At 60.1% G+C, this 13016-nt stretch carries 15 protein-coding genes; 6 read left to right on the top strand and 9 right to left on the bottom strand.

Annotated features, from left to right (window positions below; genetic code table 11):
• Window positions 1-8: 8 nt before the first annotated feature.
• Together NXC24_RS18845 and NXC24_RS18840 are read right to left on the bottom strand one after the other, a co-directional pair.
• Complete coding sequence (locus NXC24_RS18845) at window positions 9-464, bottom strand: cyclic nucleotide-binding domain-containing protein (protein WP_104824680.1); 456 nt, start codon at window positions 462-464, stop codon at window positions 9-11.
• Between the two features lie 8 nt (window positions 465-472).
• Window positions 473-1156 carry a response regulator transcription factor gene (locus NXC24_RS18840; protein WP_104824679.1) on the bottom strand — a complete coding sequence of 228 codons (684 nt, stop codon included), beginning with the start codon at window positions 1154-1156 and terminating at the stop codon, window positions 473-475.
• A 148-nt stretch (window positions 1157-1304) separates the two neighbouring features.
• On the opposite strand from NXC24_RS18840, the gene NXC24_RS18835 reads away from it, so the two are divergent.
• On the top strand, window positions 1305-1853 hold the full coding sequence (locus NXC24_RS18835; protein WP_104824678.1) for a L,D-transpeptidase: 549 nt from the start codon (window positions 1305-1307) through the stop codon (window positions 1851-1853).
• 145 nt (window positions 1854-1998) lie between these two features.
• The gene (locus NXC24_RS18830; RefSeq protein ID WP_104824677.1) at window positions 1999-2829 is read left to right on the top strand and encodes an aldo/keto reductase; all 831 of its coding nucleotides are present in this window, start codon (window positions 1999-2001) and stop codon (window positions 2827-2829) included.
• 109 nt (window positions 2830-2938) lie between these two features.
• On the opposite strand, the gene NXC24_RS18825 is transcribed toward NXC24_RS18830, so the two are convergent.
• A complete protein-coding gene (locus NXC24_RS18825; RefSeq protein ID WP_104824676.1) occupies window positions 2939-3832 on the bottom strand; it encodes a LysR family transcriptional regulator in 894 nt (297 codons plus the stop codon).
• A gap of 124 nt (window positions 3833-3956) precedes the next feature.
• On the opposite strand from NXC24_RS18825, the gene NXC24_RS18820 reads away from it, so the two are divergent.
• Window positions 3957-4352 (top strand): cupin domain-containing protein, encoded by a 396-nt coding sequence (locus NXC24_RS18820; protein WP_104824675.1) that lies wholly within the window; start codon window positions 3957-3959, stop codon window positions 4350-4352.
• Window positions 4353-4365: 13 nt separating this feature from the next.
• Window positions 4366-5355, top strand: coding sequence for an aldo/keto reductase (locus tag NXC24_RS18815; RefSeq protein ID WP_104824674.1), 990 nt, complete (start codon window positions 4366-4368; stop codon window positions 5353-5355).
• A gap of 75 nt (window positions 5356-5430) precedes the next feature.
• On the opposite strand, the gene NXC24_RS18810 is transcribed toward NXC24_RS18815, so the two are convergent.
• The gene (locus tag NXC24_RS18810; protein WP_104824673.1) at window positions 5431-5940 is read right to left on the bottom strand and encodes a MarR family transcriptional regulator; all 510 of its coding nucleotides are present in this window, start codon (window positions 5938-5940) and stop codon (window positions 5431-5433) included.
• Between the two features lie 81 nt (window positions 5941-6021).
• On the opposite strand from NXC24_RS18810, the gene NXC24_RS18805 reads away from it, so the two are divergent.
• The gene (locus NXC24_RS18805) at window positions 6022-6921 is read left to right on the top strand and encodes an EamA family transporter (RefSeq protein WP_104824672.1); all 900 of its coding nucleotides are present in this window, start codon (window positions 6022-6024) and stop codon (window positions 6919-6921) included.
• Between the two features lie 93 nt (window positions 6922-7014).
• On the opposite strand, the gene leuC is transcribed toward NXC24_RS18805, so the two are convergent.
• The 5 genes from leuC to rplS form a co-directional block, all read right to left on the bottom strand.
• Window positions 7015-8424 carry a 3-isopropylmalate dehydratase large subunit gene (gene leuC, locus NXC24_RS18800; protein ID WP_104824671.1) on the bottom strand — a complete coding sequence of 470 codons (1410 nt, stop codon included), beginning with the start codon at window positions 8422-8424 and terminating at the stop codon, window positions 7015-7017.
• Between the two features lie 68 nt (window positions 8425-8492).
• Window positions 8493-8615 (bottom strand): hypothetical protein, encoded by a 123-nt coding sequence (locus tag NXC24_RS36190; protein ID WP_260303993.1) that lies wholly within the window; start codon window positions 8613-8615, stop codon window positions 8493-8495.
• 84 nt (window positions 8616-8699) lie between these two features.
• The gene (locus NXC24_RS18795) at window positions 8700-9578 is read right to left on the bottom strand and encodes an amino acid ABC transporter permease (RefSeq protein WP_104824670.1); all 879 of its coding nucleotides are present in this window, start codon (window positions 9576-9578) and stop codon (window positions 8700-8702) included.
• Window positions 9579-9612: 34 nt separating this feature from the next.
• Window positions 9613-10410 carry a basic amino acid ABC transporter substrate-binding protein gene (locus tag NXC24_RS18790; RefSeq protein ID WP_104824669.1) on the bottom strand — a complete coding sequence of 266 codons (798 nt, stop codon included), beginning with the start codon at window positions 10408-10410 and terminating at the stop codon, window positions 9613-9615.
• A gap of 207 nt (window positions 10411-10617) precedes the next feature.
• On the bottom strand, window positions 10618-11157 hold the full coding sequence (rplS, locus tag NXC24_RS18785) for a 50S ribosomal protein L19 (protein ID WP_104824668.1): 540 nt from the start codon (window positions 11155-11157) through the stop codon (window positions 10618-10620).
• A gap of 336 nt (window positions 11158-11493) precedes the next feature.
• Here rplS and NXC24_RS18780 point away from each other — a divergent pair, with 336 nt between their 5' ends.
• Window positions 11494-12948 carry an NCS1 family nucleobase:cation symporter-1 gene (locus NXC24_RS18780; protein ID WP_104824667.1) on the top strand — a complete coding sequence of 485 codons (1455 nt, stop codon included), beginning with the start codon at window positions 11494-11496 and terminating at the stop codon, window positions 12946-12948.
• Window positions 12949-13016 lie beyond the last annotated feature (68 nt).

Below are 13016 nucleotides of genomic sequence, written 5' to 3'. Positions count from 1 at the left end.
CAGGAGTTTCAAGAAAACCGGTGCAGGAGCGCCGCGGCCTGCTTGGCGAGGACGGCGAAATTTTCGCGGACGCGGTTTTGGATGAGCAGACCGGCGTCGGGGTATTCCTCGATCAGCCGGTGAAATAGCGCCCGCGTGATGCGGATGACATCGGAGTCCTCCAGCGCCACGGCGGTGTATTTGCGCTCCACCAGCGTCACCAGCGCCAGCTCCGACAGCATGGCGCCGGCCTGCACGGTGGCCTCGACATGGGGTTGCCCCGTGGGATCAAGGGTGCTCAGCTCAAAACTGCCGCGGGCGATGACATAGGCGCATTCGGCTGGCGATTTTTCGCGGAACAGAGTGAGGCCGGCTGTGACATGGCGACGGTCGGCGCCGAAGGCGATCAGCCGCAACGGCTCATCGCCCATGCCGTGGAACAACGGCAATTGCGACAGCAGGCGGATATCGTCGTTGAGCGCCATCGTATCGCCTACGGAATGATCTTGTAGCCGCCGTTTTCCGTTACCAGGATTTCGGCGTTGGAGGGATCGCGCTCGATCTTCTGGCGCAGGCGATAAACATGGGTTTCCAGCGTGTGGGTGGTGACGCCGGAATTGTAGCCCCACACTTCCTCGAGAAGGATATCGCGGGTGACGACTTTTTGGTCGGCGCGGTAGAGATAGCGGATGATCGCCGCTTCCTTTTCCGTCAGTCGGATCTTCTGGCCATCTTCCGTGGTCAGCAGCTTCTGGCTTGGCTTGAAGAGATAACGGCCGACGGTGAAGGTTGCGTCCTCGCTCTGCTCGTGCTGGCGCAGTTGCGCGCGGATGCGGGCAAGCAGCACGGCAAAACGGAACGGCTTGGTGACATAGTCGTTGGCGCCGGCTTCGAGGCCGAGGATGGTGTCGGAATCGGTGTCGTGGCCCGTCAGCATGATGATCGGTGCCTTGAAGCCGCTCTTGCGCAACAGCTTCACCGCTTCGCGGCCGTCCATATCGGGCAGGCCGACGTCCATGATCAGCAGATCGACGGGAGCGGCGCGTGCGGCCGCGACGCCCTTGCCGGCGGTCGCTTCCTGCAGAACCGTGAACTCCTCATAAAGGGACAGTTGCTCGACCAGCATTTCACGCAGGTCGTTGTCATCATCCACCAGCAGAATGGTGCGTGCGGTCATGCCGTTGCGGTCCTCGTTCTATTGCACCTTAAGTCCTACGCCAAATTGCATTTTTAGCAAGTCGTCAGGCAGCTCGGGCTTGGTCGTCCAGTTGAAACTGCTATGATTTCAAACGAAATCACAAGCAAAGCAAAAACATGTGAGGAAAATGCAAAAAGCAAGGGCGGGTGGCAGGCGGACCGTTTCCACAATCGTCGTTCGTCCCGCGCCGGGGAAGTCCACGCGCGCCCTAGTGCAGATCGGGCCGCTGGCGCTGCCGGCGGCGATCGGCCGATCGGGGCGCAGCGTGCTGAAGCGGGAAGGGGACGGCGCGACGCCGATTGCGGCGATGAAGCTGCTTTACGGCTTCACGCGCGGCGATCATGTCCGCTTTCTACGTACATCTCTGCCGATACGGCGCATTCGCAAGAGCATGCTCTGGTGCGATCAGCCGGAAGACGCCAATTACAACAGGCTGGTCAAGGCGCCGTTCAAGCCAAGCCATGAAGAGATGCTGCGGCACGATGGGCTTTACGACATCTGCCTGGTGCTCGATTGGAACATCCGCTCGCGCCAGCGTCACCGCGGCTCGGCGATCTTCTTTCATCTGATCCGGCCGGGCTACGAGCCGACGGCGGGGTGTGTCGCGGTCGATCTTCGCGACATGCGGCGGATCCTTCCGCTGCTGCGCAAGGGTACGACCATCCGCGTCGTCTGACTGGCGGCCCCGGGGTTAAAATCCCAGTATTCCCCACTATATAGGTTTGCGACCGGCGCGCCCCTGCGGCCCTGGCCCGGCTTCTTTCTTTCAGAATTTAAATCACGCCTTCACTCCACCGCTTCTCATCCTTTGGAGACTTATCGTGACCACGCAATCGACGATCACTTTCAATGATGGCAATTCCATTCCGCAGGTCGGCCTCGGCGTCTGGCAGACGCCGGAAAACGTCGCGCCGATGGCTGTCAGCGCGGCGCTGAAGGCCGGCTACCGCCATGTCGACACGGCCGCCATCTACGCCAATGAAGACGGCGTCGGCGAAGGCATTCGCCAGTCCGGCGTCGCCCGCAAGGATATCTTCCTGACCACCAAGCTCTGGAACGAAGCCCAGGGTTTCGATTCGACCCTGAAGGCGTTCGATGAAAGCCTGAAGCGGCTCGGCACCGACTATGTCGATCTCTATCTCATCCACTGGCCGTCGCCGCATCGTGGCCGTTACCTCGATAGCTGGAAGGCTTTCCTGCGCATCAAGGAAGAAGGCCGCGCCCGCTCGATCGGCGTTTCCAATTTCGCCAAGGAGCATCTGGACCGCATTATTGGCGAGACCGGCGTCACCCCGGTGCTGAACCAGATCGAGCTGCATCCGACCTTTCAGCAGAGGGGCTTGCGCGAGGTGCACGACAAGCTCGGCATCAAGACGGAGTCCTGGAGCCCGCTCGGCCAGGGCAAGCTTCTCGGCAACGCCGTCATCGGCAAGGTTGCCGCCAAGCATGGCCGCACGCCGGCGCAGGTCATCATCCGTTGGCACATGGACAACGGGCTGATCGTCATCCCGAAATCGGTGACGCCGAGCCGCATCGAAGAAAACTTCAACGTGTTCGACTTCAAACTCGATGCGTATGATCTCGCCGAAATCGCCAGATTGGATTCGGCTGGCGGACGTATCGGGCCGGACCCGATGACGGCGGCGTTCTGATTGTCGAGGTTTGCGGAGGGGAATTGTCTTTCCGCTCAGCATTCGGAAGGCCCGGAGCCGATACTCCGGGCCGCTTAGAATCGTTGATCGTGCCGCGGGCAAAATCTCTTCAAATGCGGCGGCGAAGCGCATTCACCACCAGGGCGAAGGCCGGCGAGGCCTGCCGCCTGCTCGGATAATAGAGATGATATCCGGCAAAGGGCGGACACCAGTCCTCGAGAACCCTGACGAGCCGCCCGTCGTGAAGATGGGGCTGCACGATATCCTCCGGAAGATATGCCAAGCCTAAACCTGCCAGTGCCGCGTTCAGGCGGAGTGCGATATTGTTGAACACCAATTGGCCTTCGACCCGCACCTTCAGCTCCCGCCCGTCCTTCTCGAATTCCCAAGCATAGATGCCGCCGTACGTCGGCAGGCGCAGATTGATGCAATTGTGACCGGTCAGATCCTGAGGAGTCAGCGGTTTCGGCCGTTTCTCAAAATATGTGGGAGCACCGACGGCAGCCATGCGCATGTCGGGACCGATGCGCACGGCGATCATGTCTCGCGCCACCTGTTCACCCAGCCGCACGCCGGCATCATATCGTTCGGCGACGATATCGGTCAGGCCGTAGTCGACGATGATCTCGACATGGACATCCGGATATTGCGGCAGCAATGTTTCCAGTGCAGGCCAAAGGATGGTTTCGGCTGCATGCTCACCGGCGGTAATGCGAATGGTGCCTGCTGGCTTTTCGCGAAATTCGCTAAGGGCGGCCAATTCGTTTTCGATCTCATCGAAGCGAGGGCCAATGGTCACGAGCAAACGCTCGCCTGCTTCGGTCGGTGAGACGCTGCGGGTGGTGCGGGTCAGCAGCCTGAGCCCCAAACGAGCCTCCAGTCCGCGGATGGTATGGCTTAGCGCCGATTGGGAAACGCCGAGTTTTGCGGCTGCTTTGGTGAAGCTTTGTTCCCGTGCCACGGCAAGGAACGCAATGAGGTCATTCACGGGCTGGCGCGGCATTCATGAACCCTTCTCATAAGCCTTTGCCACTTTTACCATCTAATCGGGGTCAATCGCATGCCCTAAATGCCTGTTATCAGCAGCCGAATTCATCGCGCTGCCCTTAGATCAAAGGACGAAGGTCATGGAAATCAAACGAAACGGTTCGCAGCCATCGAGCAGGGGACCAGCCGATTGGTTCACGGGAACAGTCCGGGTGGATCCGCTGTTTCAAGCCCATGAGTCCACGCGCGCGGCCGGTGCCAGCGTCACATTCGAGCCGGGCGCCCGCACGGCTTGGCATACTCACCCCGCCGGTCAAACCCTGATTGTGACGGCCGGTCTTGGCCGGGTTCAACGCGAGGGCGGGCCGATCGAAGACATACGGCCCGGGGACGTTGTCTTGTTCTCTCCGGGCGAAAAGCATTGGCACGGCGCCTCACCCACCACGGCCATGACCCATATCGCCATTCAGGAACATCGCGACGGCAAAGTGGTCGAATGGATGGAGCATGTCAGCGACGAGCAATATCGGGCCTGAGGGAGGAGAAGCCATGCAGATGCGTAAACTTGGAAACAGCAGTCTCGAAGTCTCGGCTCTCGGTCTCGGATGCATGGGCCTCAGCTATGGTTATGGCCCGGCGACGGATACGCAAGAGGCGATCAAGCTGATCCGTGCGGCCTTCGAACGCGGCGTCACCTTCTTCGACACCGCCGAAGCCTACGGCCCCTACAAGAACGAGGAGCTTCTGGGCGAAGCCCTGGCGCCCATTCGGGAAAAAGTCGTGATCGTAACGAAGTTCGGTTTTGAATTCGATGCGAATGGCGGCCAGAGCGGAATGAACAGTCGGCCGGAACATATCCGCAGGGTTGCCGAAGCCGCGCTGATGCGTCTGAAGACCGACGCCATCGATCTCTTCTATCAACATCGCGTCGATCCGAACGTCCCGATCGAAGATGTCGCCGGTGCGGTGAAGGATCTGATCGGAGAGGGCAAAGTCAAGTATTTCGGATTGTCGGAGGCCGGCGCACAGACGATCCGGCGTGCGCACGCGATCCAACCGGTCGCGGCCCTTCAAAGCGAATATTCACTCTGGTGGAGAGAGCCTGAGGAGGAGGTTCTGCCCACCCTTGAAGAACTCGGCATAGGCTTCGTTCCTTTTAGCCCGCTCGGAAAAGGCTTCCTCACCGGCGCGATCAGCGAAAGCACTACATTCGACAGTAAGGACTTCCGCAACATCGTCCCACGCTTCACGCCGGAAGCGCGAAAGGCCAACCAAACCCTCGTCGATCTGCTTGGCGCAATCGCGGCACAGAAGCGGGCGACGTTGGCGCAGATTGCCCTTGCCTGGCTGCTTGCCCAAAAGCCCTGGATCGTTCCGATCCCTGGGACGACCAAGATGCACAGGCTTGAAGAGAACATCGGAGCGGTTGATGTCGTGCTCACCGCCAACGATCTTCAGCGTATCGACGACGCACTCTCTCAGATCGCCGTGCAGGGGGACCGCTATCCTCCGCACCTGCAAGCAAGGGTCAACCGTTAGAGCGCCACGCGGCCGATCCGATAAGAATGCTACGCGTAAAAATAGCCCGTCATCGGCGGGCTACTTTTCGGCGGTTCAGACTGCGGCGGATTTCTCCAGCGCAGTCTCGAAGTCAGATAGATATTTACCGAGCAGCGTATTCAATGCTGCTTTTTCCTCCTCCGACAGACCAGAGACGAGACGGGTCTGCGTCTCGACATGGGCTGCCACCGCGCTGTCAATCAGCGCAAAACCCTTTTCGGTCAGCGATACCAGAAAGCTGCGGGCGTCTTCAGGGTTGACGCTGCGGGCAACGAGGCCAGCTTTTTCCAGTTGATCGATGCGATTGGTCATGGTGCCGGAGGTTACCATCATGGCGGCCATCAGATCGCTGGGGGAGAGGGCATAGGGCATTCCCGAGCGGCGCAGCGTCGCCAGCACGTCGAAGGTTGCGCGATTCAAGCCGAACTGCGCGAAAGTACGCTCCATCTCGCGGCCAAGATGGTGGGCTACGTTTCCGAGGCGGCCGATCAATCCCATCGGGGTGGTATCGAGATCGGGCCGCTCCCTTTTCCATTGGGCAAGAATCTTGTCGATGCGATCCATGCCCGGACATCGCCATGAAAATATCTTGACGTCAAGATATTTCAGATTATCTTGAGGTCAAGATAAATTCGGAAGTAAGACATGACGCGCAATTCCGATCTCTTGTTGACCGCCGTCTCGCCGGCGATCTGGGGCAGCACCTATCTTGTGACGACGGAACTTCTGCCGGCCGGCTATCCGCTGACGGTTGCCCTGTTGCGTGCGTTGCCCGCAGGGCTGCTTCTGCTCGCCATCGTGCGGCGGGTACCGCACGGCATCTGGTGGGTGAGATCGCTCGTCCTCGGCGCTCTGAATTTCTCCATCTTCTGGTGGATGCTGTTCATCTCCGCCTACCGGCTGCCGGGCGGCGTGGCAGCGACCGTCGGTGCGATCCAGCCGCTGATCGTCATCGTGCTGGCCCGCCTCTTGCTCGGCTCGCCGATCCGCGGCCTTTCTATCGTGGCGGCGCTTGCCGGCATTGTCGGCGTTGCGTTCTTGATCCTTACGCCGCGGGCAACGCTCGATCCCGTCGGCATTGCGGCCGGGGTCGGCGGCGCCGTCTCCATGGCGGCCGGTACCGTGCTCAGCCGGCGCTGGCGGCCCGATGTCTCGCCGCTCACCTTTACTGCCTGGCAGTTGACCGCTGGCGGCTTGCTGTTGCTGCCTTTCGCCATGATGATGGAGCCGCCGCTTCCTCTTCCGACCGCCGCCAATATTCTGGGCTTTGCCTATCTCGGCCTGATTGGAGCGGCGCTCACCTATATTCTCTGGTTTCGCGGCCTGTCGCGCCTGGAACCATCCGTCGTCTCGCCGCTCGGCTTTCTCAGTCCCATGACCGCCGTGATCCTCGGCTGGGGTGTGCTGGACCAACAGCTCAGCGCAATTCAGATTCTGGGCATCGCCATCGTGCTTGGCAGCGTCTGGCTGAGCCAGCGCGCGCAGCAGCTTCCTTCTGCCGGGAAATCAGCGTCCGCCAATCCGGCAATCGCGTCGGAACGATAGAGTCCGGTGACGGGAATCCGATCAGTGCTTCGTCCATCGAGACAAACAAAAAAGGCGGCTCGAAAGCCGCCTTTGTCGGTTATCTGAAATCAATCAGTTCCATTCGCGAATATCGACGAAGTGACCGGCGATTGCCGCTGCCGCTGCCATAGCCGGCGAGACCAGATGGGTGCGGCCCTTGAAGCCCTGGCGGCCTTCGAAGTTGCGGTTCGAGGTGGAGGCGCAGCGCTCGCCCGGCTTCAGGCGGTCATCGTTCATGGCGAGGCACATGGAACAGCCCGGCTCGCGCCAGTCGAAGCCGGCGGCCTTGAAGATCTTGTCGAGGCCTTCGGCTTCCGCCTGTTCCTTCACAAGACCGGAGCCCGGAACGATCATCGCGTCGACGGTGGATGCCACCGTCTTGCCTTCGACGACCTTGGCGACGGCGCGCAGGTCCTCGATGCGGCCGTTGGTGCAGGAGCCGATGAAGACGCGATCGATGTTGATCTCGGTCATCGGAGTGCCCGGCTTCAGGCCCATGTAGTCGAGGGCGCGCCACTTGGAAGCGCGCTTGGTCTCATCCTGGATCTCGTCCGGGTTCGGAACGATGCCCTGCACAGAGACGACGTCTTCCGGCGACGAACCCCAGGAGACAATCGGCGGCAGGGCGGCAGCGTTGAGCACGACGACGCGGTCGTAATGCGCGCCTTCGTCGCTCTGCAGCGTCTTCCAGTAGGCGATCGCCTGCTCCAGTGCTTCACCCTTCGGCGCGCGCGGCTTGCCCTTGATATATTCGAAGGTCGTGTCGTCCGGCGCGATCAGGCCGGCGCGGGCGCCGCCTTCGATCGACATGTTGCAGATCGTCATGCGGCCTTCCATCGACAGCGCGCGGATCGCTTCGCCAGCATATTCGATGACGTAGCCGGTGCCGCCGGCAGTGCCGATCTCGCCGATGATGGCGAGGATGATGTCCTTGGCAGTGACGCCCTCCGGCAACTGGCCGTCGACGCGCACCAGCATGTTCTTCGCCTTCTTCTGGATCAGCGTCTGTGTGGCGAGCACATGCTCGACCTCGGAGGTGCCGATGCCGTGCGCCAGGGAGCCGAAGGCGCCGTGGGTGGACGTATGGCTGTCACCGCAGACGATGGTCATGCCGGGCAGGGTGAAACCCTGCTCAGGGCCGATGATGTGGACGATGCCCTGACGCTTGTCGTTTTCGGAGTAATATTCCACGCCGAATTCAGCCGCGTTCTTGGCGAGCGCCTCGACCTGGATGCGGCTTTCCTCGTTCTTGATGCCGAGATGGCGATCAGCAGAGGTCGGAACGTTATGGTCGACGACGGCCAGCGTCTTTTCCGGGGCGCGAACCTTACGGCCGCTCATGCGCAGGCCTTCGAAAGCCTGCGGCGACGTCACTTCATGAACGAGGTGACGGTCGATGTAGAGAAGACAGGTGCCGTCGTCCTGGCTGTCGACGAGATGATCATCCCAGATTTTGTCGTAAAGGGTGCGTGGAGCGCTCATGGCTACAGATCCATATTGCATTGTCGAAAATGGGGGTGACGGATCAGGACCGCCGGCCTCGGGAGTGATCAGCGAAGTCGGCTGTTGAGCGCGCCCGAAATCATCGCAAAGAATCGGGCCGGCAGGCGCTTATGGTCCTGCAGCACGAAAGCCGTGACGAGCTGTCCGTCTTTGCTCATGATCTTTGTCATGCCGATGCTCATACCAATTTTCAAAACCTTCGGCAATGGTGGCGATAGGGTGGTGTTGGGTGGGCCGACGTTTGGCCGCAGCCATCACACTTGCGCATCCGGCGGCTGGCCAGGCGCCATGCGGCGGAAGGCGGAGCGATCGCCGCCCGAACGCCGGCGCATCCAGGCTTCGAGCTGCCGCAGCAATAGCGACAGGCCAATCGTCAGCAACAGGTAGATGAAAGCGAGGATCGACAGCGTTTCGAAGTAGCGGAAATTGGCCGAGTAATAGAGCTTGGCAAGCTGGCTGATATCGGCAACGCCCAGCACGGACACCAGCGAGCTGTCCTTCACCATCGCGATGAAGTCGTTGGACAGCGGTGGCAGGATCACGCGGATCGCCTGCGGAAAGACGACGAGGCGGAAACGCTGGAAGCGGGTGAGGCCTAGCGCCTTTGCCGCTTCGATCTGGCCCTGGTCGACGGCTTGAATGCCGGCGCGGAAGATCTCGGCGATGAAGGACGAATAGCCTATCGTCAGCGCGATGATCGTGCGCCAGACGAACGGCACGTCGCGGACGACAAGCGGGCTTGTCCAGCCGGCGGAAATCAACGGGGAAATGATGAAGTTATAAACGGCGACGAAGGCCGGTGTGCCAACGAAGGCGACGTAGGAGAGCAGCACGAGCATCGGGATGCCGCGCACGATCTCGATATAGAAGCGCGCCGCCTGCCGCAGCACGAGGAAGTCCGACAGGCCAAGCAGCGCAAGCCCAAGGCCGAGCAGCATGGCAAGCGTAAAGGCCACCAGCGTCACGAAGATCGTGACGCCGATGCCGTTGAGCAGAAGAGAGAAGATCTGGGCGTAGAGGCCGTTTGCCGCGATTGCAAAGGAAATGACGACGCCGAGTATGGCAAGGGCGATCAACCACCAGGGAAAGTCATCCTTGCCGGGGTGCCCGCCCAGGCCTGTCAATGGTGCCATCAGAGCGGGCTTCCAGTATATCGATCTGCAGGGTTCATTGGCCCATCTTGTAGTCGAGGAACCACTTCTTGTTCAGGGCGTCGAAGGTGCCGTCGGCCTTCAGGCTGGCGATGGCGGCATTGATCGGAGCGACGAGATCGGAGCCTTTCTGGAAGATGAAGCCGAAATCCTCGGTGCCGAGAGGATCGCCGATCAGCTTCAATCCGCCGTTTGAAGCGTCGACGTAACCCTTGCCTGCCGTGCCGTCGGTCAGCACCAGATCGACATCGCCGGTCTTCAGCGCCTGCACGGTCGCGCCGAAGGTTTCGAAGGTCTTGATGCGCGGGTTCTGCTCGTTGCCGTCGAGGACTTCATAGACGGCGGTGTAGAAGGGGGTCGTGCCCGGCTGCGCGCCGATCAGGCCTTCCTTGAAGGCGGCGAAGCTCTTGGCATCGGTGAAGCGCTTCTCGTCGCCGCGCACCAACATGAACTGCTGCGAGCGCATATAGGGATCGGAGAAGTCGACCTTCTGCTTGCGGTCTTCCTTGATGGTAATGCCGGTCATGCCGATGTTGTACTGGCCTTCGGAGACGGCCTGGATCATCGCATCCCAGCTCGTGTTCTGGTACTCGACCTTGAAGTTCAGCCGCTTGGCGATCTCGTTCATCGCGTCATATTCCCAGCCGATCGGCTTGCCGGACTTGGGGTCGACGAATTGCAGCGGCGGATAGGCATTCTCAGTGACGACGACCACGGTCTTGCCGTTCAGGTTCGGCAGATCGGCGGCGAAAGAAGCAAATGGTGCAAGCACGAGGGCGGTCAGGCCCAAAAGAAACGAACGACGGAATGTCATGGAAATCTCCCCGGATAGCGCAACGGAAAATTGTCATAATTAGAAAGCGAATGGCAAGGCTATTGCCATGGTCGCGACGATAAAAACAGAAAAGCCTCTCCAAAGCTCGTGGTTTGCGGGGAATTTTCCTTCTCGTCCCTTTATCTCCTTCGCAACAAAAAAGGCGACCCGAAGGCCGCCTTGATCTCTGCAATCCAAGAGGAAAGCTTATTCTGCTGCCGGTTCCGCGGCGGCTGCAGCGGCTTCGGCTGCTGCCTTTGCTTCGGCGGCTTCTGCTGCTGCCTTCTCGGCTGCGAGAGCCTGAGCTGCGGCAACCTTTTCAGCTTCAATGCGAGCCTTTTCATCGGCCAAAGCCTGGCGCTCGGCATCGTTGAGCTTGCGAGCGCGCGTGCCGGTGTTTTCAACGATACGGGCAGCCTTACCGCGCAGGTCGCGCAGGTAGTAGAGCTTGGCGCGACGGACCTTACCGCGGCGAACGACTTCGACGCTTTCGATCAGCGGCGAGTAAACCGGGAATACGCGCTCGACGCCTTCGCCGTAGGAGATCTTGCGAACCGTGAAGTTTTCCTGCAGACCGCCGCCGGAGCGGGCAATGCAAACGCCTTCATAGGCCTGAACGCGGGTACGGTTGCCTTCCGTGACCTTCACGTTGACGCGGACGGTATCGCCGGCCGAAAACTCGGGAAGGGTACGCTTGGCTTCGATCTTGGCGGCCTGTTCGGCTTCCAACTGCTGAATGATGTTCATGTTATCAACCTCTTTGTTGGTTCAACAGCCAGAGCGCTCCGAATGGTCTATCCTTGGTCGAGCCTCGGATATCTGCCAATAAAGGCAGGAGCGAATACGTCTGCTTTTCTTTGCTGGTTGATGGGAAATTTCCCATGCCGGGCGCGCACATATCCTATTGTCGCGGCTTTGTCACCCCTTGTCGGGGAATTTCATGAGCGAGACGTCGCTTTTGACGGAATCCGCTCCTTGCGCTGACTAAAAAACAAGCTGGTGTCCGAAGGGTTTAAATAATTGTCAAAATTCGCGTCGTGCTGCACACTTATTTCTTCAGGGGAGCTAAGAAAAGAGGCAGTCATGACAGTGAATAATCCATCGCCCTTGCTCTACAACGAGGATCTGGCGCCAGCCGAGGAGCGAAAGTGGGGAGCTTTCAGCATTTTCAACGTCTGGACCTCGGACGTCCATAGTCTATGGGGCTATTATCTTGCCGCCAGCCTTTTTCTGCTCTGCGGCAGCTTCATCAACTTCGTCATCGCCATCGGCATCGGTTCGCTAGTGATCTTCTTCTTCATGAGCCTAGTGGGCAATGCTGGCGTCAAGACCGGCGTACCGTTCCCGGTGCTGGCGCGTGCTTCGTTCGGCACATTCGGCGCCAATCTGCCGGCGCTTGTGCGTGCCGTCGTCGCCTGCTTCTGGTATGGCGCGCAGACGGCCGCCGCCTCGGGCGCGATCGTCGCGCTCCTGATCCGCAATGACACTATCCTGGCCTTCCATCAGAACAGCCATATGCTCGGCCACTCCACGCTGGAAGTCATCTGCTATGTCGTCGTATGGGCCTTGCAATTGCTGATCATTCAGCATGGCATGGAGACCGTGCGCAGGTTCCAGGATTGGGCCGGTCCTGCGGTCTGGGTGATGATGCTTATCCTCGCCGTCTATCTGGTGGTGAAGTCCGGCACTTTCTCCTTCGGTGCCGAAATTCCGCGGGATGTGCTGCTCGACAAGACCAAGGACGCCGGCGTACCGGGTGAACCCGGCAGCTTTGCCGCGCTCGCTGCGGTCGCTGCGACCTGGATCACCTATTTCGCGGCGCTCTATCTGAACTTCTGCGATTTCTCGCGCTATGCCACGGACACGAAAACCCTGCGCAAAGGCAATCTCTGGGGTCTGCCGATCAACCTTTTGGCTTTCTGCCTCGTTGCGGGCGTGACGACGACGGCAGCATTTGCCGTCTATGGCGACGTGCTGCTGCATCCGGAAGCGATCTCGGCAAAATTCGACAGTTGGTTCCTGGCCTTGCTGGCGGCGCTCACCTTCGCGGTGGCGACGCTCGGCATCAACGTCGTGGCGAATTTCGTATCACCGGCCTTCGACTTCGCCAATGTCTTCCCCAGGCTCATCAGCTTCAAGCGCGGCGGTTATATCGCGGCCTTGATTGCGCTGGTGCTTTATCCCTTCGCGCCGTGGGAGACGGGTGCCGCGCACTTCGTCAACTTCATCGGCTCCACCATGGGCCCGATCTTCGGCATCATGATGGTCGACTATTATCTGATCCGCAAAGGTCAGCTAAACGTCGAGGCGCTTTATCAGGAGAATGGCGAGTTCGAGTTCCAGGGCGGTTGGCACGTCAACGCTTTAATTGCCTTCGTCATTGGCGGCCTGTTCTCATCGATCCTGCCGACCTTCACTAGCATTCTGCCGGATTGGTGGGGAACCTATGGCTGGTTCTTCGGCGTCGCTATCGGCGGAGCGGTCTACTACGTGCTCAGGATGCGCAGCGCGCCGGCCGCCGCCGCCTTGCAGAAGTAGCATCGGATGCCATGAAGCTTCGATCCGCCACTCCTGAAGTGGCGGATCAGGCAATCCGGCTGTACGTT

The organism is Rhizobium sp. NXC24, from assembly GCF_002944315.1.
In the GTDB taxonomy this organism is placed as follows: domain Bacteria; phylum Pseudomonadota; class Alphaproteobacteria; order Rhizobiales; family Rhizobiaceae; genus Rhizobium.
The sequence above is the reverse complement of the archived record's forward strand: the minus strand, read 5'-3'. Positions and strand labels throughout refer to the sequence as shown.